General features: G+C 67.7%; 23 protein-coding genes. 11 read left to right on the top strand and 12 right to left on the bottom strand.

Annotated features, from left to right (window positions below; genetic code table 11):
- Positions 1 to 148: 148 nt before the first annotated feature.
- A complete protein-coding gene (locus ACODRW_RS12065; protein ID WP_081546777.1) occupies positions 149 to 658 on the bottom strand; it encodes a winged helix DNA-binding protein in 510 nt (169 codons plus the stop codon).
- Between the two features lie 155 nt (positions 659 to 813).
- On the opposite strand from ACODRW_RS12065, the gene pxpB reads away from it, so the two are divergent.
- From pxpB to pcp, 7 genes are all read left to right on the top strand, one after another.
- Positions 814 to 1,476 carry a 5-oxoprolinase subunit PxpB gene (pxpB, locus tag ACODRW_RS12060; protein ID WP_227107880.1) on the top strand — a complete coding sequence of 221 codons (663 nt, stop codon included), beginning with the start codon at positions 814 to 816 and terminating at the stop codon, positions 1,474 to 1,476.
- Positions 1,469 to 2,401, top strand: coding sequence for a 5-oxoprolinase subunit C family protein (locus ACODRW_RS12055; RefSeq protein ID WP_488905843.1), 933 nt, complete (start codon positions 1,469 to 1,471; stop codon positions 2,399 to 2,401). The genes pxpB and ACODRW_RS12055 overlap by 8 nt, the downstream gene beginning before the upstream one ends.
- On the top strand, positions 2,386 to 3,123 hold the full coding sequence (gene pxpA / locus ACODRW_RS12050) for a 5-oxoprolinase subunit PxpA (protein ID WP_235088199.1): 738 nt from the start codon (positions 2,386 to 2,388) through the stop codon (positions 3,121 to 3,123). Before ACODRW_RS12055 ends, pxpA begins: the two co-directional genes overlap by 16 nt.
- 63 nt (positions 3,124 to 3,186) lie before the next feature.
- Positions 3,187 to 3,900 (top strand): DUF969 domain-containing protein, encoded by a 714-nt coding sequence (locus ACODRW_RS12045; protein WP_488905842.1) that lies wholly within the window; start codon positions 3,187 to 3,189, stop codon positions 3,898 to 3,900.
- Complete coding sequence (locus ACODRW_RS12040) at positions 3,897 to 4,883, top strand: DUF979 domain-containing protein (protein WP_488905841.1); 987 nt, start codon at positions 3,897 to 3,899, stop codon at positions 4,881 to 4,883. Before ACODRW_RS12045 ends, ACODRW_RS12040 begins: the two co-directional genes overlap by 4 nt.
- 9 nt (positions 4,884 to 4,892) lie before the next feature.
- Complete coding sequence (locus ACODRW_RS12035; RefSeq protein ID WP_488905840.1) at positions 4,893 to 5,903, top strand: DUF2891 domain-containing protein; 1,011 nt, start codon at positions 4,893 to 4,895, stop codon at positions 5,901 to 5,903.
- A complete protein-coding gene (gene pcp, locus ACODRW_RS12030; RefSeq protein ID WP_488905839.1) occupies positions 5,900 to 6,544 on the top strand; it encodes a pyroglutamyl-peptidase I in 645 nt (214 codons plus the stop codon). Before ACODRW_RS12035 ends, pcp begins: the two co-directional genes overlap by 4 nt.
- Positions 6,545 to 6,670: 126 nt before the next feature.
- On the opposite strand, the gene crcB is transcribed toward pcp, so the two are convergent.
- The 7 genes from crcB to ACODRW_RS11995 all read right to left on the bottom strand — a co-directional run bounded on the left by crcB (position 6,671) and on the right by ACODRW_RS11995 (position 12,121).
- Positions 6,671 to 7,060: a fluoride efflux transporter CrcB gene (gene crcB, locus ACODRW_RS12025; protein ID WP_107799641.1), complete on the bottom strand. Its 390-nt coding sequence runs from the start codon at positions 7,058 to 7,060 to the stop codon at positions 6,671 to 6,673.
- Positions 7,061 to 7,283: 223 nt separating this feature from the next.
- On the bottom strand, positions 7,284 to 7,646 hold the full coding sequence (locus ACODRW_RS12020) for a roadblock/LC7 domain-containing protein (RefSeq protein ID WP_048410238.1): 363 nt from the start codon (positions 7,644 to 7,646) through the stop codon (positions 7,284 to 7,286).
- Positions 7,647 to 7,694: 48 nt separating this feature from the next.
- Complete coding sequence (locus ACODRW_RS12015) at positions 7,695 to 8,327, bottom strand: peptidase M23 (RefSeq protein ID WP_227107887.1); 633 nt, start codon at positions 8,325 to 8,327, stop codon at positions 7,695 to 7,697.
- The gene (locus ACODRW_RS12010; RefSeq protein ID WP_107799639.1) at positions 8,324 to 8,872 is read right to left on the bottom strand and encodes a GTP-binding protein; all 549 of its coding nucleotides are present in this window, start codon (positions 8,870 to 8,872) and stop codon (positions 8,324 to 8,326) included. Before ACODRW_RS12010 ends, ACODRW_RS12015 begins: the two co-directional genes overlap by 4 nt.
- Before the next feature lie 18 nt (positions 8,873 to 8,890).
- Entirely contained in the window at positions 8,891 to 9,943 is a 1,053-nt protein-coding gene (locus ACODRW_RS12005) for a hypothetical protein (RefSeq protein ID WP_488905838.1), read from the bottom strand.
- An 8-nt stretch (positions 9,944 to 9,951) separates the two neighbouring features.
- Positions 9,952 to 11,337 carry a type IV pilus assembly protein FimV gene (locus ACODRW_RS12000; protein ID WP_488905837.1) on the bottom strand — a complete coding sequence of 462 codons (1,386 nt, stop codon included), beginning with the start codon at positions 11,335 to 11,337 and terminating at the stop codon, positions 9,952 to 9,954.
- Positions 11,330 to 12,121 (bottom strand): oxygen-binding di-iron domain-containing protein, encoded by a 792-nt coding sequence (locus ACODRW_RS11995; RefSeq protein WP_107799636.1) that lies wholly within the window; start codon positions 12,119 to 12,121, stop codon positions 11,330 to 11,332. Before ACODRW_RS11995 ends, ACODRW_RS12000 begins: the two co-directional genes overlap by 8 nt.
- Positions 12,122 to 12,370: 249 nt before the next feature.
- Here ACODRW_RS11995 and hmpA point away from each other — a divergent pair, with 249 nt between their 5' ends.
- From hmpA to ACODRW_RS11980, 3 genes are all read left to right on the top strand, one after another.
- Positions 12,371 to 13,588, top strand: a complete 1,218-nt coding sequence (gene hmpA, locus ACODRW_RS11990; protein WP_253314867.1) for an NO-inducible flavohemoprotein — start codon at positions 12,371 to 12,373, stop codon at positions 13,586 to 13,588.
- Between the two features lie 198 nt (positions 13,589 to 13,786).
- Positions 13,787 to 14,236, top strand: coding sequence for an Rrf2 family transcriptional regulator (locus tag ACODRW_RS11985; protein ID WP_488905836.1), 450 nt, complete (start codon positions 13,787 to 13,789; stop codon positions 14,234 to 14,236).
- A gap of 96 nt (positions 14,237 to 14,332) precedes the next feature.
- A complete protein-coding gene (locus ACODRW_RS11980; protein WP_107799633.1) occupies positions 14,333 to 15,190 on the top strand; it encodes an endonuclease in 858 nt (285 codons plus the stop codon).
- Positions 15,191 to 15,209: 19 nt separating this feature from the next.
- Here ACODRW_RS11980 and ACODRW_RS11975 read toward each other — a convergent pair whose 3' ends face one another.
- The 4 genes from ACODRW_RS11975 to ACODRW_RS11960 are packed head-to-tail and all read right to left on the bottom strand — an operon-like array spanning position 15,210 to position 19,100.
- On the bottom strand, positions 15,210 to 16,067 hold the full coding sequence (locus tag ACODRW_RS11975; RefSeq protein ID WP_235088219.1) for a carbohydrate ABC transporter permease: 858 nt from the start codon (positions 16,065 to 16,067) through the stop codon (positions 15,210 to 15,212).
- Between the two features lie 16 nt (positions 16,068 to 16,083).
- Complete coding sequence (locus ACODRW_RS11970) at positions 16,084 to 16,950, bottom strand: carbohydrate ABC transporter permease (protein WP_227107899.1); 867 nt, start codon at positions 16,948 to 16,950, stop codon at positions 16,084 to 16,086.
- Between the two features lie 10 nt (positions 16,951 to 16,960).
- Positions 16,961 to 18,205: an ABC transporter substrate-binding protein gene (locus ACODRW_RS11965; RefSeq protein WP_488905835.1), complete on the bottom strand. Its 1,245-nt coding sequence runs from the start codon at positions 18,203 to 18,205 to the stop codon at positions 16,961 to 16,963.
- Between the two features lie 28 nt (positions 18,206 to 18,233).
- Entirely contained in the window at positions 18,234 to 19,100 is an 867-nt protein-coding gene (locus ACODRW_RS11960) for a glucosamine kinase nucleotide-binding domain-containing protein (RefSeq protein WP_488905834.1), read from the bottom strand.
- A gap of 232 nt (positions 19,101 to 19,332) precedes the next feature.
- On the opposite strand from ACODRW_RS11960, the gene ACODRW_RS11955 reads away from it, so the two are divergent.
- On the top strand, positions 19,333 to 20,544 hold the full coding sequence (locus ACODRW_RS11955; protein WP_227107905.1) for an ROK family transcriptional regulator: 1,212 nt from the start codon (positions 19,333 to 19,335) through the stop codon (positions 20,542 to 20,544).
- Positions 20,545 to 20,565: the final 21 nt, after the last annotated feature.

The following is a 20,565-nucleotide window of genomic DNA, read 5'->3' as shown; positions in this document are numbered from 1 at the left end:
GCGGGGAGCGGTCGGCGCGCGTGCGCACCGATGGGAAGCGGCGGCGCGAGAGGAGGAAGAGGGCTGGTCCGCGGCCGCCGCGCCGGCTCTCTTATGAACGGGTTTTCAACGCCGTATCGCTGAAGCGCCGCGGACTTTGAAGCGCTTCTTACATGGAGGCGGCGTCGCGAGAGGCCTGGTCGTACAAGCTGGCCAGCATGCGCAGCAACTGGGCGTTGTCGCCGATATCGGCCTGTTGGCCGCCGTTGTCTATCAGCGCGTTGATCAGGCATTGCTCGCGGACGTCGCGGTAGCGCTGGCACAGTTCCACGCCGGCCTGGGTGGTGGCGAACAAAGCCTCCTTGCCCACCTTTTCGCTGCCGACATAGCCCATCTTCACCAGCTTCTTCAGCGCATAGGACACCACGTGCGTGTCTTCGATGTTCAGCACGAAGCAGATGTCCGCCAGTTTCTTGCTGCGGCCGCGGTGGTTGACGTGATGCAGCAGCGACACCTCCATCGCGGTCATATCGGTTTCTCCCGCGGCCGCCATGCAGCGGATCATCCAGCGGTTGAAGGCGTTGTTGGCCACGATCAGCCCGAATTCGAACTCGGACAGTTCGGCGCAACGCTCCGAAACCAGATGCGATGAGGAGACGATATTGCGTTGAGCGTTCATGGACGGGCCTGGCGACGAGGTGGCTGGCCGGCCAGTATAGCAAAACGTCATTTGTGCTGGACATCGCCAATAAATACAAATAATTTATAGATGTTTTGTCTGCAAAATAATAAATTCGAGCGCCGCGAGGCGGACGGTTGCATATGGAGAATGGTTTGGCATCGAACCCAATGCGCTATTACTTGCTGGGCGAACGCGCCGCCGTGCTGGAGAGCGCGAAGCCGGCCGATCTGGCGTGTCAGCGCCGCATCTGGTGGCTGGCGCAGACGCTGACGGGCGCGGCCGGGCTGATCGACGTGGTGCCCGGCATGAATAATCTCACTTTGATTTTTGATCCGGACGCCGACGACGGCGAGGCCTGGCTGGAGCGCTTGCGCCGCGGCTGGGCGGCGGCGCAAGAGGCCGAGCCGCGTTTGCGGCGGGTGGACGTGCCGGTGCGCTACGGCGGCCGCCACGGTCCGGACCTGGCCGCGGTGGCGGCGCATGCGGGCTTGAGCGAGGAGGACGTCGCCGCCGCTCATGCCGCGGCCGACTACGTGGTGTACTTCCTCGGCTTTCAGCCCGGCTTCGCCTATATGGGCGGCTTGCCCGAGCGCCTGGCCACGCCGCGGCGCGCCGAGCCCCGGCTGGCGGTGCCGGCCGGCTCGGTGGGCATAGGCGGCGGCCAGACCGGCATCTATCCGGCGACCAGCCCCGGCGGCTGGCAGATCATCGGCCGCACTTCATTGAAATTATTCGATCCGCGGCGCGCGGAACCGTCCCTGCTGCTGCCGGGCGACAGCGTGCGCTTTGTGCCGCAGGAGGGCGGAGATGATTGAAATCACGCAGGCCGGCATTCAAAGCACGGTGCAGGACCTGGGCCGGCGCGGCTTGCGCCACCTCGGCGTGGCGCAAAGCGGCGCGCTGGACGCGCCGGCCTTGATCATGGCCAACCGCCTGCTGGGCAATGCCGCGGATGCGGCCGGCATCGAGGTGGCCCTGGGGCCGTTTGGCGTCTGCTTTCTGCGCGACGGCTGGTTCGCCTTGATGGGCGCGGATTTCGACGCGGAACTGGACGGCGAGCCGGTGTGGAGCGGCTGGCGTTATCCGGCGCGCGCGGGCCAGCGCCTGCTGCTGCGCGGCTGCCGCCACGGCATGCGCGCCTATCTCGCCCTGGCCGGCGGCATCGACGCGCCCCTGGCTCTGGGCGCGCGCGCCACCGATCTGCAGGCCGGTCTGGGCGGTTGGATGGGGCGGGCGCTGGAGGCGGGCGACCGCTTGCCGCTGGGGCCGGCGGCGGCGCTGTCCGGCCGGCTGGGACGGCGCAATCTTGCTTGGTCGCCGACGCTGCGCGCGCTGCCGGGCCCGGAGTGGCGGCAATTCGCCCGGGAGGCGCGGCAGGCCTTCAGCGAAGGCGAGTGGACGGTGAGCTCGCAGAGCAATCGCATGGGCTACCGCCTGCAGGGCGACGCGCTGGCGCGCGAGGCCGACGGGGACTTGCCGTCCCACGGGGTGCTGCCCGGCGTGGTGCAGGCGCCGCCGGGCGGCCAGCCCATCGTGTTGCTGGCGGACGCGCAGGCGACGGGCGGCTATCCGCGCATCGCCTGCGTGATCGAGGCGGATTTGTGGAAGCTGGCGCAGGCGCGGCCGGGCGCCAAGCTGCGTTTCGAGATGGTGGACGCGCAGCAGGCGGCGACGGCGCGCGCGCGTCTGCGCCGGTACTTGCAGGGACAGGACTGGAGTCAGGCATGCAGATCGATTTGAACGCCGATATCGGCGAGGGCTGCGGCGACGACGCGGCGATCATGGATCAGGTCAGTTCGGTGAACATCGCCTGCGGCTGGCACGCGGGCGACGCCGAACAGATGTGGCTGGCGGTGCAGGCGGCGGCGCGGCGAGGCGTGGCGCTGGGCGCCCATCCCGGCTTTCCCGACCGGGAACATTTCGGCCGGCGGACTATGCAGCGCGCGCCGGAGCGGGTGTACCAGGACGTGTTGTACCAGGTGGGCGCGCTGGCGGCCATGGCCAAGGCCGCCGGAACGCGGCTGCGTCACGTCAAGCCGCACGGCGCGCTGTACAACCAGGCGGCGCGCGATCCGGCGCTGGCCGACGCCGTCGCCCGCGCGGTGAGGGATTGGGATCCTGAACTGAGGCTGGTCGGCCTGGCCGGCGGCGAGTCCGGCCGCGCGGCGCGGCGCCACGGTCTGCAGGCGGTGGAAGAAGTGTTCGCCGACCGCGCCTATCTGGCCGACGGCAGCCTGGCGCCGCGCGGAACGCCGGGCGCGGTGATCGAAGACGCGGAGCAGGCTTTGCGTCAGACGCTGGATCTGGTGCTGCGCGGTCGCGTGGCCTGCCTGGACGGCGGCGAGCTGGCGCTTCGCGCCGACAGCGTTTGTCTGCACGGAGACGGCGCGCACGCGCTGCACTTCGCGCGGCTGCTGCGTCAACGCTTGGAACAGGAGGGGGTAAACATCGTCGCCTTGTGAGCGTTAGCCGGAAACTAGAGCCGTCCGCAGGCGGCCATTTCCATCATACAAAGGAGAAACTGCATGGATCTTGCATCCTATCTGCCCCTGGTGGGCATTCCCGTCGTGGTGGCGGGCTTCGCTTTGCGCTTCAATCCGCTGCTGGTGGTCACCGCCGCCGGTCTGAGCACCGGCCTGGCGGTCGGCATGGACCCGGGGACGCTGCTGGAAACCTTCGGCGAGAAATTCCTCAATAGCCGTCAATTGGCCACCTTCATCCTGATCCTGCCGGTGATCGGCCTGCTGGAGCGCTACGGTTTGAAAGAGCGCGCGCAGCAATGGATAGCCGGTATCAAGAGCGCCACCACCGCGCGCATCCTGATGCTGTATTTCGTGGTGCGCGAGCTGACCGCGGCGCTGGGCCTGATCAATCTGGGCGGCCACGCCCAAACCGTGCGCCCCCTGCTGGCGCCGATGGCGGAAGGCGCCGCGGCCAATCAGCTGGGAGAGCTGCCTCAGGCCCTGCGCGACCGCATCCGCGCCCATGCCGCCGCCTGCGACAATATCGCCGTATTTTTCGGCGAGGACATCTTCATCGCCTTTGGCGCGGTCTTGCTGATGGACGCCTTCCTCAAGGAAAACGGCATCGCCAATATCGAGCCGCTGCACATCGGCCTGTGGGCGATTCCCACCGCCATCAGCGCGCTGATCATCCATATGGCGCGCTTGGCGCGGCTTGACGCCAGCCTGCAAGGCGATATCGCCGCCTGGCGCGCGAAACAGGAGGCCGCGGCATGAATGCATGGTTCAGCATCAATGACGTTTATTATCTGATCGGCATCGTGGTGATGCTCCTGGTGGGCATGACGCTGCGCGACCGCGGCAACCTCAAGCGTTACACCACCGCGCTGTTCTGGTTCTTGTTCGGCGCCACCTTTTTGTTCGGGGATTTGATGACGGCCGTCTTGGGCAAGGCGATGACCTACCGCCTGGTGGGGCTCATCGTTGTCGCGCTGGCGCTATTGGCCGGCGCCGGCCTGCTGGCTCCGGGCAGTTATAGCCAAAGAAGCGATGGGCAGCGGCAGGACGCCGCCCAGCGCCTGGGCAACAAGATCTTCCTGCCCGCCTTGCTGATTCCCCTGCTGACCGTGGCCTGCACCTTGGCGCTGAAGGGCGTGGGGATAGGCGGTCTCGCCTTGCTGGATCAGAAGCATCTGACACTGGCCGCCTTGGCGGTGGCCTGCGTTTGCGCGGTGCTGCTGGGCTGGAGGCTGACCGGCGGAACGCCGCTGCAGGCGGTGCGGGAATCGCGCCGTCTGGTGGACGCCATCGGCTGGGCCGCCATCCTGCCGCAGATGCTGGCGATGCTGGGCGGGGTGTTCGTCGCCGCCAAGACCGGCCAGGCGGTGCAGGAAGCGGTGAGCTTGTTCGTGGATCCGGGCAATCGTTTTCTGCTGGTGGCGATCTACTGTATCGGCATGGCCCTGTTCACCATGATCATGGGCAACGCCTTCGCGGCTTTCCCGGTGATGACCGCCGGCATCGCGCTGCCTTTTCTGATCGTCGGCCATCACGCCGACGCGGCGCCGCTGGTGGCGATAGGCATGTATTCCGGCTATTGCGGCACGCTGATGACGCCGATGGCGGCCAATTTCAATATCGTGCCGGCGGCCTTGCTGGAGCTGAAGGACCGATATCTGGTGATCAAGACCCAGATTCCCACCGCGCTGGCTTTGCTGGGCGTGAATATCCTATTGATGTATTTCATCGTGTTCCGTTGAGGAGACCGCATGAATCCGCAACAAGCATCCAAGCTGGCGGCGCTGCCGCTGGCCGGCCTGGTTCGGGAATATCCGAATCTGCTGAGCCATCTGCTGAACGGGCCGGAGGACGCGCGCGCGCCGCGCGATTTGCACCCGGTGTTCTACGGCTGCTACGACTGGCACTCCGCCGTGCACGGCTTCTGGCTGCTGGCGCGGCTGGCTCGCCGTTTCCCGGCCTTGCCGGAGCAGGCCGAGATCGCCGCCCTGTTCGCCGGCCATTTTACGCCGCAGGCTTTCCAGGCGGAGGCGGACTATTTCGCCGCGCCGGGCCGCGCCAGCTTCGAGCGGCCCTATGGCTGGGCCTGGCTGCTGGCCCTGGCGCAGGAGCTGGAGGCCTGGGATCTGCCGCAAGCCGGGTCATGGCGGGCGGCGATGCAGCCGTTATTGGCCTTGATCCGCCAGCGCTGGCTGAGGTTTCTGCCTTTGCAGGATTACCCGATCCGAGGCGGCGGGCACGCCAACACCGCCTTCGCCTTGCTGCTGAGCCTGGACTACGCCCGCGCCGCCGCCGATGCCGAGCTGGCGCAGGCGCTGGAGGCGGCCGCCCGGCGTTACTTCCTGGCCGATGCGGACTATCCGACGCGGCTGGAACCGAGCGGCGACGACTTTCTGTCGCCCAGCTTATGCCAGGCCTTGCTGCTTGGCCGGCTATTGCCGGCCGAGGCGTTCCGCGACTGGCTGCGCGCCTTCTCGCCGGATTTGCCGCGCAGCGCTGCCTTGCTGAGCCCGGTCCGGGTCAGCGACGGCTCGGACCCCAAGATCGGTCACCTCATCGGTCTGAATTTGAGCCGCGCCTGGTGTTTGCGCCAGTTGACGGCCGCCTTGCCGCCGGATGACGCTTGGAGGCCTCTGCTGAATCAAAGCGCGCTGGCGCATCTGGACGCCGGCCTGCCGCACGTGGTCAGCGGCCATTACACCGGCGAGCATTGGTTGGGGACTTTCGCCCTGCTGGCCTTGGAAGAGGGGGAGTGCGAATGAGCAAGACCATTTTGTTGACGGGCTTCGAACCGTTTGGCGGCGAGAGCGTGAACCCGTCGTGGGAGGCCGTGCGCCGGCTGGACGGCGAGACGCTGGCGGGCGCGGCGGTGGCGGCGCGGCGGCTGCCCTGCGTGTTCGGCGAGGCCTTGGCCGTGTTGCGCGAGGAGATGGCCGCGCTGCGGCCGGCGCTGATCGTGGCGGTGGGGCAGGCGGGCGGGCGGCCCGAGCTTTCGCTCGAGCGGGTGGCGATCAATGTCGACGACGCCCGCATCGCGGACAACGCCGGGCGGCGGCCGATAGATAGGCCGGTGGTGCCGGGCGGGCCGGCCGCCTATTTCAGCACCTTGCCGATCAAGGCCCAGGCGGCGGCGCTGCGCGCGGCGGGCATTCCGGCGGTGGTGTCGCAGAGCGCCGGCACCTTTGTCTGCAACCATGTGTTCTACGGCCTGATGCACGCCTTGGCCGGAACGCCCGCGCGCGGCGGCTTCATTCACATCCCGTATCTGCCGGAGCAGGCCGCCGCGCATCCCGGTGCGGCCAGCATGAGCTTGGAGACGATAGTCGCCGGCCTGAGGCTGGCCCTGGAAACGGCGTTGACGGCGACGACGGACATCGTGGAAACCGGCGGGGCGACGCATTAGCGCGGTGTTGGATCCACGGTGCGGCACGGCGGGTACGGTCTGCAAGCGTTGCCGCGCCGCCGCATGCCGCGCTCCCCGCTGCGAAGCCTGGCGGTGTGAACGGCTAAGCGCGTTCTTGGACGGCGTTCAGCTCTTGAGCGCGCGCAGCCACTGCCAACTGGCGATGCCGGCGAGGGTGGCCAGCAGTGAACCGCAGACATGGACGGCGACGGCGGTCAGCGCCGGCAGCAGCCGCTGTTGCTGCAGCAGGGAGACGACTTCGGCGGAGAAGGTGGAGAAGGTGGTCAGGCCGCCGCAGAAGCCGGTGATCACCAGCAGCCGCCATAGCGGCGACACGCCCGGCGCGCTGGCGAAGAAGGCGACGGCGAGGCCGATGATGTAGCCGCCGACCAGATTGGCGGCCAGGGTGCCCGGCGGCAGGCTGGGCCACAGGCTGTTGAGCTTGACGCCCAGCGCCCAGCGCAGCAGCGCCCCCAGCGCGGCGCCAACGGAGATGGCGAGTATGGTTTTCCACATGGAGCGGGTCTGGCATAAAAGCAAAACCCTATTGTGCCGGCCAGACGCCGCCAAGTATAGGCCGGTTTGCCGGAGCGAGTTCAAAGCCTCGCGCGCCGGGGCGAGACCAGGCGAAACCGCCGAGAAGGCGGAACGCGCAAGGGGGAATGGGCGTTTCCGAAGCGGCTTTCAAGGCCTTTGCCCGGCTAGCCCGGCTACGCGCAGCAGACATTGAGCCATTGATTTAAAGGATTTCGGCAATGCTGCGCGCCGCGCGCTTGGCGTCCAGAAAAATCAGGCCCAGCTTGGCCTCGCGCCGCGCGATCACGGTCAGCACCGCGTCAGGGCTGGCGTGGCTCATCAGGATGTAGCCGTGTTCTCCCTTGACCATCACCTGTTCCAGGCCGCCGCGCGCCAGTTCGCGCGCGGTGCGCTCGCCCAGGGACAGCATCGCCGCCGCCATCGCGCCGACCCGGTCCTCGTCCACCTCTTGCGGCAGCAGCGCCGCCATGGTCAGACCGTCGGCGGAAATGATGGCGGACGCTTCGATGTCGGCGGACGCGCCGTTGAGGTCGCTCAGAATGGATTTGAGCATTTGTTCACGCATGGGTTTCTCCTGGATTGTTCAATGCGCCGGCCGCCGCGCGGCCGGGGTTCAGGCGTAGCGGCGCACCAGCAGCTCCACCAGGCCGACGAAGGCTTCGCTTTGCAGCCGCGGTTCGCCGCCTATGATCAGCGCGAAGGCCTGCTGCGCCACGTGCAAGGGGTAAAAGGCCAGCTGGCTGCGGCCGGCCGGATCCACCGAGGCCCAGGCGGCGCTGCCCAGGTTGAGGTGGTTCTTGAGCAGCAGGTGATGCCGGCGGCTCAAGGACATGAGGTCGCCGGCCAGCGCGGCGATTTCCTCGGCGGTTTCGTGGCGGAAGCCCGCGGTGGCGTAATAGAGGCCGTTGTCGTCGGCCAGCAGCGCCTGGCCGCTGCCGGACAGCGCCGCCAGCAGCTCCGGCAACTGGCTTTCCAGGTTGCCGGCGGCGGCCGGCCGCGGCTCGGCGGTGCCGTGGACGAATTCCAGCCGTTGCAAGCGGTAAAGGGTGGCCAGCGCTTGTTCCAGTTCGTCGTCGCACCATTCGCTGAGCAAGGGTTCGCTAAGCGGCACCGCATGGCCCAGCCGCAGGATGTTGAGCAGCAGACGGCGGGTCAGGTCGGCCTCCGCGCCGGCGACGGCGTAAAAGGCGCCGGCCGGCGTGGCCATTGGATAAAGCGGCCCGCTCAGACGCAGTTCTTCGTTCATTGCGGTTCTCCCAGGCCAGGGTCTATCGAGTACAGCAGCGCCAGCAGCAGCTGTTTGATGTCTTCGCGGCGGCGGCAGTCCACTTCGAACACCGGCGCGCTCAGCCCGCGGGCGGCCAGGGCGTCGGCGTAGACGGCGGTGGCGGACAGCGGCGCGAGGTCGGTCTTGCTGACGCCCAGCGCCAGCGGCGCGCGACGCAGCAGCGGCTCGAAGGCGCGCAGGAAGAAGCCGAGGTCTTGCAGCGGATTGGCGCGACTGTGGTCCAGCAGCAGGATCAGGCCGATGCTGCCGCGGCTGACGATGTCCCACATGAAGTCGAAACGCTCCTGGCCGGGAGTGCCGTAGAGGTGGATCTTGGTGTCGGCGTCCAGGCGCAACATGCCGTAGTCCAGCGCCACCGTGGTGTGGTCCTTGCGATGCAAGGTCATGTCGCTGGCCTTGGCGTCGGTGCGGATCGGGGCGATGTCGCTGATGGCGGCGATGGCGGTGGTCTTGCCCGCGCCCACCGGGCCCGCGAAGAGGATTTTGTTATCTGGGCTGCGCATGATGGAAGGTCGTGAGGCTCACAAACGGGTCACTTTTTGCAAGAGTCGGGACAGGAGGCCGGCGCGTTCGGGCGCGACGGCGTCGGGGCGCACCGGCGCGCTGGAGATCACTTTCAGGGGCGGCGCGTCGCTGTTCCAGTCCAGCAGGCCCAGCGCGTGGGCCGCGGAGAGGAAGGTGCAGGCGTGTTCGGGATCGACGCGCAGCAGCCGAATGATGATGCGCAGCGTGGCCGGCGTCTTGGTCAGCAGCGCGCTCAGTCGCGTCGCGTCCGGCAGCGCCGCCAGCCGGGTCAGGTTGGGCCACTGCCTCAGCCGCAGCGGAGTGTCCGCGCCGATGCCGGCCGGCAGCCGGCCCTGGCTGCTCCAGATCGCCAACTGCCACAGCAGCGCCGGCAGCGGCTGGGTGATGACGCCGGCGCTGGCGCCGGCGGCTTGAGCGTGCAGCGCGGGCGCGTCTTGCCGGCACAGCTCGCGCAATTGCTCCGCCGGCTGCAGGCATTGCGCTTGCGCGCGGTCCGGCCGCAGCCACAGCAGCGGCCGGCCCTCGGCCAGCAAGAGCGCCGGCCGAGGCTGGCGCGCCAGCCGCGTCGTCGCGCCGAGCAGGCCGCGCCGGGGGTCGAAGCGGGCGATGGAGATCGACGGCATGGACGGCGGCGGAGCCGGAGCGGCGATCGGTTCGGGCCGGGGCGCGGGCGCCGGGAGCGCTTCCGCTGCCCTTGCCGCGTCGGGCGCGCGCCGCAGCGCCGCTTGCAGTTGAGGAAACAGGGTCTCCACCCGCAGCGGCTTGGCCAGCGTCGGGACGGGCGCGCGCTCCGGCGGCGTCGCGGCGACGATCAGGGCCGGCAGCGCCGGATGACGCTGGCGGAATGTTTCCCAGGCCTGCCAGCCGACGGGGCTGTCGACATCGACGATGGCCAGGTCCGGCGCGCGTTCGTCGGACGGGGATTCGAGCAAGCGGTAGCGCAAGCTGTGGTGCAGGCGGAAGGCCATGCGCAGCAGGGCCAGCTTGCGATCGTCCATGCCGACGGCGAGCACGGCGATATCGGGGGCGGGAGGGGCTGCGCGCGGCATGGGCGTGCTCAGGCGGCCAGCATGCGCCGGCGGGCGGGGCCGGCGTCGGCGTCGAAGCCGGCCAGCTGCGCGCTGACTTCCAGCGGCAGTTGGGCCACATGGCCGCGCAGTTGCCGCAATAGCCACTGGAAGCGCGCCCGGTCGTCCTGGCGGCGGTATAGCTGCAACAGGGGAGGATAGTTGGCGGCGTCCTCCGGCCGGCTCAGCACCGCGTGCTCCAAGGTCTGGATCGCCATGTCGACCTGGCCTTCGTTGAGGTAGGCGTCGGCCTCGCCGCGCGCGTCCAGATTCTCGGCCGCCTCCGTCTCGGTCCGCCGCGTCACCAGCGGCCGGCGCTGAGGCGCGGCGGCCGGAGGCGCGCCGCTGAAGCCGAAGCTGCGGCCGATGCGTTCCAGTTCCGGCCTGTCCGGGCGTCGCGCCAGCAGGTCCAGCGCCGGATGGGCGCCCAGCAGCCAGCCGGCGTGGATCAATTGTTCCTTGAGGCCGGCGCCGTGTTCGCCCAGCGCCAGATGGAAGCGCCATAGCGTCCGCGCATAGCGCGGCAGCTGGCGTTGCCGGTAATGCGCGTGCAGCAGGTCCAGCAAATGCGTCAGCGAGTGGGGGCGCAAGGTCAGCGTCTGCTCCAGCGCCGCCGTCGCCGCCGCGTATTCTTGCCAGCGCAGCCAGACTTTGGCCTGACGCTCGGCGGGCAGCAGCGCGGCGATGGCGTCCTTCTCCCGCTCATTCAGCGGAAACAGCGGGGCGCAGCCGTGCAGCAAGACTTGCGGCCGTCCGGCTACGGGAGGCGAGGGTTGAGACGGATGGGCGGGGAGGACGGCTGCCGTGGTTTCCTCGGCGTCTTCCGCCGCCAGCTCCGGTGCGTCGTCGCCCAGGCGCAGGCCGATGGCCTCCGGCCCCCAGCCCAGCCTTTGTTCCGCCAGCACGCGCAGGGCCAGCTGATTGCGCTCGACGCGCAGACCGGCTTCCACCGCTTGTTCCAGCGCTTCCCGCCCGATCAGCGCCAGATCGTGCTGTCGTTCCAGCATCGCGGCGTAGTCGTCCAGCGCGCCGGTCTTGAGGTAGAGGCCGGCCAGCCGCAGCAACTGCTTGGAGGAGTGCGGCGCCTGCCTGTCCACATAGTGGCGCAGGGCCTGCGCTGCCTGTTCCAGATAGCCGAACTCGATGAAGATGTCGACTTCGGCGAGCGAATCCAGCTCGTCCACCTGATAGGGCTGCTCAGCGTCGCCGGCATCCGTTGGGTCCGGCTCGGCCAAGGAGATGTCCTCGTCCCGCGCTTGCGCGGCGCGGTCGCGGCGAGCCTGCCAGCGCAGCGCGGCCAGCAAGGCGAGCAGGCCCATGGCCAGCGCCAGGCCGACGACCAGATCGACGGGGTTCTGCGGCAGCCAGTCAGTCATGGCGCGGCGCCTCGCGCGGCGGCGGCGTGAAATCGGCGGGGCCGATCAGATCGGTGCCGCATTCCAGGGTTTCGAACCAATCCAGAAAACGCTTCACCATGGGCTTGCCCTGGAAGGAGCCGCCGTGTTGCGGCACGATCCATTCGATGTCCAGCCGGCGGACCATGTCCACCCACAGCCGGCAGGCTTTGTTGTTGGACATATAGCGGCGATGGAAGGCGAGCATGTGGCTGTCGTGCAGGTGGGCGTCGAAGTCGCTGACCGGCAGGCCGGCCGCGTGGCCGTCCATCAAGGAGGCGCCGATGTCGCCGGAGAACAGGATCTTGCTGATCGGGTCGTAGATCTGAAAAAAGCCGACCGTGTGCAAGTAATGGGCCGGCACGATTTGCAGGTCCGCGCCGCCCAGCCGCATCCACATGCCGCGCGGCGGAATCGCCACCAGCCGCCCGGCGGTGGCGCCGCGCATGCAGAAGTGGGGCAGGAAGCGGGTCCATTCTTCGGCGATGATCACCTGGGCGTCGGTGATCAGCAGCCAGCCGCCCACCGAGGCGATGATGTCCGGGTCCTGATGCGAGGCGAAGATGTAGCGGGTGTGGGAGGGCAGGAAGTAATCGGCCAGTTCCGCGATCAGGTGCTTGTAAGTGAGGTTGCCGCCGGGGTCCAGCAGAATGCCCTCGCCTTGGTCGATGATGGCGAACTGATTGGATTGTATGCCTTCGCCCTGCACCAGTTCGGTGAAGGCGACGCATTTGTGATTGCCGTCGTCGTAAAGCACCAATGCCATGAACCGCCTCGTCTGCTTGGCCCACCCGCGAATGGACGTGTTATGCCGTAAGAATGCGCAGATATTATGCAAGCGGTATGGTTGGGGTCTTGACCTGGGTCAAGCTCACCCGGAAGGAATATTTTTACGCGGCGGTGACAGCATCGCCATAAAGATGTATTATTTTTACATCTTTAAGACGGCCGGCGCCGAGTCGGCGTTTTTTACCCACAATAAAATGTATTAAGCACACATCTTTAGGAGCCCGCCATGTTGAGTCCCGAAACCCGCGCCCTGGTCAAAGCCACCGTTCCTGTGTTGCAGCAACACGGCCTGAGCCTGACCAGTCATTTTTATCGCCGCATGTTCAGCCATAACCCGGAGCTGAAAAACATCTTCAACCAGGGGCATCAGCACTCCGGCCAGCAGCAACAGGCGCTGGCCATGGCGGTGCTGGCCTACGCCCAGCACATAGACGACCCGTCGCCGTTGGCGCCGGTGCTGACCCGGGTGGCGCACAAGCATGTCAGCCTGGGCATCCGCGCCGAGCATTACCCCATCGTCGGCAAGCATTTGCTGGCGTCCATCCAGGAAGTGCTGGGCGAGGCGGCGACGCCGGCGCTGATAGCGGCCTGGGCCGCCGCCTACGGCCAATTGGCGGACATCTTGATCGCGGAGGAACGAGAACTGTACCGCGCCAGCGCCAACGCCGAAGGCGGTTGGGCCGGCTGGCGGCCGTTTCGCATCGCGCGCAAGGTGGCGGAGAGCGAGGAAATCACTTCCTTCTATCTGGCGCCGGCCGACGGCGGCGCGGTGCCTGGCTTCCGGCCCGGCCAGTATGTGTCGGTCAAATGCTTTGTCGAGGAATGGGGGCTGGCCCAGCCGCGTCAGTACAGCCTGTCCGACGCGCCCAACGACGAATATCTGCGCATTTCGGTCAAGCGCGAGGACGGCGGCGAGGGCAAGCCGGCGGGGCGAGTATCCAATCTGCTGCACGCGGAAAAACGGGAGGGCGACATTCTGGAGCTGAGCGCGCCGCAGGGCGATTTCTTCCTGCATGAAGAGCGCGACGGCCCGGTGGTGCTGATCAGCGCCGGCGTCGGTCAGACGCCGATGCTGTCCATGCTGCGGCATTTGCTGAGAACCGGCAGCCGCCGCGAAATCCGCTACCTGCACGCGGCTCGCCACGGCGGCGCGCACGCGATGCGCGACGGTTTGCGACAGATGCAGGAACGCCACGCGCAGCTGCGCGCCCATGTCTGCTACGAGGCGCCGCGCGCGGAGGACGTGTTGGACCGGGACTATCAGCAGCAGGGACGCCTGCAACTGAGCCAGCTGCGCGAGATGACGCTGCTGCCGGACGCCGACTATTATCTGTGCGGCCCGGTGGGCTTCATGCTGGCGCAGCGCGCCAGCCTGCTGGACTTGGGCGTGGCGGCGGAACGAGTGCATTTCGAGGTGTTCGGCTCCAACGCCGTCGGCGGCTGAGCCGCGGCAAGGCCCGCGCTCTATTGAGCGGCGGGCTTTAGAACCTGTTCAATGTCCGCCGCGCGTCCGCGATAGGGTCGGAAAGGGCCTTGAAAACAGTTTTAGAATGCTGGTGTACCATGTGTACACTTCGCTTCTTCAGCCATTTTTGCCTTGTCTCGCGCTGGCTCGCGAGGCTTTGAACAGGTTTTTAAGATCATGCAATTGACCCGTTTTACCGATCTCGGCCTGCGCGTGCTGATGTATCTGACCTGGCAGGAAGAGGGGCAGTTGGCCACCATTCCCGAAATCGCCGCCCGTTTCGAAGTGTCGCGCAACCATCTGGTCAAGGTCGTCCACTTCATGGCGCAGCAGGGCTGGCTGCAGACCAGCCGCGGCAAGGGCGGCGGCTTGGCGCTGGCGCGGGCGCCGGAGCGCTACCGCGTCGGCGAGGTGGTGCGCACGCTGGAAGGACTGTCGCAGTTGATAGATTGCGCGGACCCGCCGTGCGCGCTGCGGCCGGGCTGTAGGCTCAAGGGCGCGCTGGACGAGGCGCTGGCGGCGTTTTTCCGTACGCTGGACCAATACACCTTGCGCGATATGATGGCCGCGCCCACCGGCGAGGCCATCGTCCGGCTGCATCGGCAGCCCTTGCCTGTCTCAAAATGATGTTGGCGTATTTTTTTGAGATTCACATGGATTATCATTTGTAATATTTTTTGTATCTTATTGTCGTGAACGCGGCGGGTACTTACACTGCCCGCCATGCGTTATCCCATCCTCCTCCCCGTTGTTTTATTGTTGGCCGGCTGCGACGCGGCCGAATTTTCAAAAATCAGCCAATCCGCGGAAGTCAAAACCCTGGCCAAGGCCGGAGCGGCCGTGGTGCGCCAACTGGAGCAGGCGACGCGGCCCGCGGCCGAGGCCGGCGCGCCGGGCCGGGTCCAGGCGGCGCAGCTGGTCAGCGGCGTCAAGCAAGTGGGGCACCGCGATTTTTCCAACGCCAAGAAAGTGCTGCCGCGGGTGTTCTCCGGCATGGAGCAGGACTTCTATTGCGGCTGCGATTACCGCGGCAAGGCGGTGGATTGGGCGTCCTGCGGCTATGTGCCGCGCAAGTCCGAAACCCGCGCCAGCCGCATCGAGTGGGAACACGTGGTGCCGGCCTGGAATCTGGGCCATCAGCGCCAATGCTGGCAGCAGGGCGGCCGCAAGAACTGCGCGTCCAGCGATCCGGTGTTCCGCATGGCGGAAGGCGATCTGAACAATCTGGTGCCGGCGGTGGGCGAGGTCAACGGCGACCGCGCCAACTTCGCCTACGGCGCGTGGAGCCGCAAGCCGGCGACCATGTACGGCCAATGCCAATCGGTGACGGATTTCGGCAACAAGCGTTTCCAGCCGCGCGAGGAAGTACGCGGCGCGGCGGCGCGCATCACCTTGTACATGCACGCGCGCTACCAGCTGCGCATGAGCCGTCAGGACCAGCAACTGATGTGCGCCTGGGCGCGCCAGTATCCGGTTAACGCCTGGGAGCGTCGCCGCGACGCGCGCATCGTTCAACTGCAGGGCGAGGGCAATTTCCTGGTGGCGGAGCCGCAGCGGCTGGCCGAGCTGTGCGGCGCTTGAGCGCGGCGGCCGGGCGGCCTTATTTGACCGCGCCGTCCATGCCGCGCATGAAATAGCGCTGGCAAAACAGGAAGACCAGCAGCACCGGCGCGATGGTCAGCACCGCGCCGGCGGCCACCATGCGCGTGGAGGTGGCGAAAGCGCCCTTCAGGTATTGCACCCCGACGGACAGCGGATAGAGGTCCGGGTTCTTCAGCACCACGCTGGGCCAGACATAGCTGTTCCACGACCAGACCAGGGTGAAGATGGCCAGGGTGGCCAGATAAGGCCGGCTCAGCGGCAGGCAGACGCGCCAGAACAGCTGCCAGTCGTCGGCGCCGTCCATGCGCGCGGCGGCGACGATTTCTTCGGGAATCTCCTCGAAGGCGTGCTTCATCAGAAAAATGCCGAAGGCCCCGGCCAAGGCCGGCAGCGCCACGCCGACGCGGCTGTCGTCCAGGCCCAGCCAGGACAGCGTCACGTAATTGCTGAGCACATTGGTTTCGCTGGGCAGCAGCAGGGTGGCGATGATGGCGTAAAACACCCACTGCCGGCCGCGGAAGCGCAGCTGCGCCAGCGCGAAGCCGGCGCAGCTGGAAACCAGCAGGGTGCCGGCGGTGGTCAAGGCGGAAATCAGCGCCGAGTTCCATAGAAACCGCCCCATCGGAATCTGGGTCCAGACTTCGCGAAAGTGAGCCAGCGACAAGGGCTCGGGCAAGCGCGGCGGGAAGTCGAACACCTGCTCGCCGTCGCCCAGCGCGATCATCAAGGTCCACCAAAACGGATAACAGGCGGCGCAGGCCAGCGCCAGCAACAGCAGATAGTCCGGCAGGCGCCGCAGCGCGCGCGAACGGGTGTGCCGGGCGGGGCGGGCAAGCGGGCTTGAGACGGCGGTCATGGCGGGCGTCCTGAAACTAGCGGTGGGCCGGGCGCAGCAGGCGGAAGTTGAGGCCGGCCAGCAATAGGCAGATCACGGTCAAGAGCAGGCCGGCGGCGGCGCCGCGGCCGAAGTCCAGCTGATCGAAGCCTTGGTGGAACATGTAATACAGCACGGTATAGGTGGAATTCAGCGGGCCGCCGCGGGTCATCACCAACACCTCCTCAAAGGCCTTCAGCGCGTCCAGCGTGGAAATCAGGCTGCAAAACAGAATGGTGGGCTTCAGCATGGGCAGGGTGATGCGCCAGAAACGCTGCCAGGCGTTGGCGCCGTCCAGCAAGGCCGCTTCCTGCATTTCCGCCGGGATCGCCTGCAGGCCGGCGAGGTAGAGCACCATGTAATAGCCGACGCCGCGCCAGAAGGTGACGAACATCACGGAAAACAGCGCGATGTCCTCGTCGCTGAGAAAGCCGATTTCCTGCTGCGCCGCCAGCAGACGCAGCCAGCGCAGCGCGCTGTTGAGCACGCCGTAATCGGCGTACATCCAGTTCCACATGATGCCGACCACGGCGACGGTGGTGATCACCGGCAGATAGACGGCGGCGCGAAACAGCTTGACGCCGCGCAGCGGCCGGTTGGCCAGCAGCGCCAGCGCGATGGCGGCCAATTGGATGACCGGCACCACCAGCAGATAGAGCAGGGAATTGCGCAGCGCGCGCCAGAACACCTCGTCCTGCAGCAAATAGTCGAAGTTCTCCAGCCCCGCCCACTGCGGCGGCGACAGCAGATCGTAGCGGGTGAAGGCCAGATAGCTGCCGAACAGCAGCGGCCAAAAGGTGAACGCCGCCATCAGCAGCAGGGCCGGGGCCAGGAACAGCCAGGCGTTGCGGGCGCTGGATTTCATCGTGGCGCGCTTACTTCAGCTGCCGGTTCCAGAAGGCGGCCGCCTCGTCCAGCGCCAGCTGGGCGTCCTTGCGGCCGGTGACCGCCGCCTCCACGCTGTCCACCAGTTTTTTCTTCAGGTCCGCCAGCCGCGGCACGCCGCTCAGGCTGAAAGTGCGAATATCCGGCGCGGCCTTGGCGCCCTGGGCGCGGGCGACGTCGACCAGGCTGCCGCCGGCCTGGGTGAAGTAAGGATCGCGCAGCGCGGCGCGGGTGGAGGGGAAGGTGGCGCCGGTGACTTTGGAAAACGCCAGTTGCTGCGCGTCGCTGGTCAGGAAGCGGGCGAACTTGATCGCTTCGACCTGGGTGGGCGCCGGCAAGCCCTTGGACACCGCCCAGCCGAACTGATAGCCGCCCTGAACCACGCCGGTGGGTCCCAGCGGCGCCGGCTGCACCCGGCTGACCGCGAAAATGGCGCGGGCGTCGGTCTGAGTGCGCCGCACCGCGGTGGGCGCGGTCTCCATCATCGCCAGCCGACCGCTGTTGTAGAGCTTGACGCTGGCCTGGTAGTTGTCGTCGGCGAACAGGTTCTCCTTGGCCAGCGCGCCGGCTTTGTAGGCGTCGGCGTACTGGCGCAGCAAGGCCGCGTGCGCCGGGCTGTTGAAGACCGCCTTGCCGTTTTGCAGCAAGGGCAGGCCGCGGCCCAGCATGATGCCGTCGATCTGGCCCAGTTGCGGCAGCAGGCCGGGCACGCCGGTCTTGGCGCGGATGGCCTTGGCCGCGGCCAGCTGCTGTTCCAGGCTGAGCAGCTGGCGCGCCGGGTCCAGGCCGGCTTTGCGGAACAATTCGCCGTTGAGCACCAGCACGTTGACGTTGTTGTACCAGGGATAGGCGTAGAGCTTGCCGGCCACGCTGAGGTCGGCCAGCGCATTGGGCAGATAGCCGGCCTTGTCCGCGGCCAGCGCGCCGTCCAGCGGCAAGAGCGCGCCTTTTTGCGCGTATTTGTACAGCCGCGGCACGTCGTGGTTGATCAGCGCCGGCGGCTTGCCGGCGGCGATGGTGGCGTTGAGCTTGGTTTCAAAGCCCTCGTTGAACACGTCCACCCAGCGCAATTCGACATTGGGGTGCTGCGCCTCGTACTGCTTCTTCGCCGCGGCGAAGTAGGCGTCGAACTGAGGCTTGAGCGAGTCGGTCCAGTACTCGACCACGATCTTGTCGGCGCGGGCCGGGCCGGCCAGGGCCAGCAGGCCGGCGAGCAGCAGCGGGGAGAGGCGCATGGGATGTCCTTATGGAGTGAGGAGGGGGTCAGTCGGCCAGCAGGAGCAGCGCGCCGGCGCAGGCGTCGCCTTGCGGCGAACTGAGGCGGCCGGCGAATTCCGGCGGCAGCCAATCGCGCAGCGCCTGGCCCAGGCCGCCGCACAAGGCCGTCGGCAAACTCTCGTCCGGATCCAGCGCCTTGGCGATGGACCAGGCGTCGCGGCCGGCCTGGCGCAGCAATTCGGCGGCCAGAGAGTCGCGGCGGCCATTGGCCACCACCAGCGGCGCCAGCTGCGCGAACAGCGTGGGCGTGGCGCGGCCGTTCCAGGCCATCATCGCCTGCCAGTCGCCGCCGACATGTTTCAGCACCGCCCGGGTCAGCGGCGTGGCGGCCAGGCGGCCGTCCAGCGCCATCTGCGCGTATTGCGCCGCGCGTTGGCCCAGCCAGGCGCCGCTGGCTTCGTCGCCGCTGGGATAACCCCAGCCGCCCGCCTCGCGATGACTGCCGTCCGGATACAGCGCTTCGCCTATGCTGCCGGTGCCCAGCGCCACGATCACGCCGGGCCGGCCGCCGTGGGCGCCCAGCAGGGTGGTGTAGCCGTCGGTGGCCAGGCGCAGACGGGCGTAGCCGGGGTCGGCGGCGCGGAAGGCGGCCGCCCAATCGGCGTTGTGCACGCCGGACAGGCCCAGGCCGATCGCGCATCGCGCCGGCGGCGCCGGCGGCAGGCCGGCTTGGGCGAAGGCGTGGGCGATAACTTCGTTCACGGCGTCCCAGGCTTGCGGCACGCCGCGCGACAGCGCGGAGGGGCCGCCTTCGGCGCGGGCGAGCAGGCGGCCGGCGGCGTCGCCCAGGCAGACGCGGGTGCCGCTGCCGCCGCCGTCAACGCCCAGGCGGTATTCAAAAGCTTCAGTCACGGTGCTGTCCTTGGTCAAACGCGGGCATCCGGCGCAAATCCCCGCAACATCATGGGTTTGCATGGCCGGCGTCCGATGCCATTAGAATTTTTGAAAATTCAATCATTACAATGGCATTTCGTCAAGTTGATTTATTTAATTGCGGCGACTGGGGCGCCTGGCTGTCGCCGCCGCCGCAACAAGGCCGGCGGACGCGCTTGTCCGCCCGGGGCCGGCTCGCCATACTGCCGGCATGAAATCCATTCCTGCAGGCCAGGACCCGCGCACGGTGGCGGGGACCAATCTGGAGCACGCCCGCGCGCACAACCGTCGCGCGGTGATCGAGACCATACGCCTGAACGGGCAGCTGACCCGCGCCGAAATCGCCCGCCTGACCGCCTTGACGCCGCAGACGGTGTCCAATATCGCGGCGGAATTGCTGGACGGCGGCATGCTGTTGGCCGGAGAGCCGATGCGAGAGGGCGCGCGCGGCCAGCCGGCGATACCCTTGAGCATCAACCCGGACGGGGCCTACTCGCTGGGCATTCAGCTGGACACCCAGTCGCTGATCGCGGTGGCGGTGGACTTGGCCGGTCAATGCCGCGCGCGAGTGGAGGCGCCGGTGAGGCGGCCGGATCCGCAACTGGCCTTGCCCTTGATCGAAGAGGTGGTGGGCCGGCTGCGCGCCGAGTCGGGCATAGACTGGGGGCGGGTGCTGGGCCTGGGTCTGGTGATGCCGGGCCCTTTCGGCGTCGAGGGCATGAGTTCGGTCGGCCCCACCACCTTGCCGGGCTGGGAGGAGGTGGACGCGGCGGCGCAGCTGGAGCGCAGGCTGGATCTGCCTGTCCTGCTGGAAAAAGACGCCACCGCGGCCGCCATCGGCGAGCGGCTGTACGGCCGCGCCGCCGCGCTGCGCAACTTCGTTTATCTGTTCATCGGCGCCGGGCTGGGAGCGGGCTTGTTCCTGGACGGGCGCTTGTACGCGGGCGTCCGCCACAACGCCGGCGAGATCGGCCACATGATCGTGATGCCGGACGGACGGCCCTGCGATTGCGGCAACCATGGCTGCCTGGAGCGCTATGTGTCGCTGCGCGCGCTGTACGAAACGCTGGGCCTGGCCGACGACGCGGAGCTGGCGGCCCGCAGCCTGCAGCGGCCGACGCCGGAGATCTGCTACGGCATCGAGCGCTGGCTGGCCACCGCCGCGCCGCCGCTGCGCCAGGCGATCAATATCCTGGAAAGCCTGCTGGACATCGAGGCGGTGGTGATCGGCGGTTTTCTGCCGCCGGCCTTGCTGGAGCAGCTGGAGCAGCGGCTGCATCCGCTGCCGGTGTCTATCCGGCAAAGCTGCGGCCCGCGGGTGCTGCTGGGCGGAGCCGGCCGCGACACGGTGGCGCTGGGCGCGGCGGCCTTGCCGATCTTCGACGAGTTCAATCCGCAGTACGAGGTTTTGCTCAAAGCCTGAGAAGCGGTTGGCGATCCAGCG

The organism is Chromobacterium sp. FG89 (assembly GCF_057808735.1).
The sequence above is the reverse complement of the archived record's forward strand: the minus strand, read 5'-3'. Positions and strand labels throughout refer to the sequence as shown.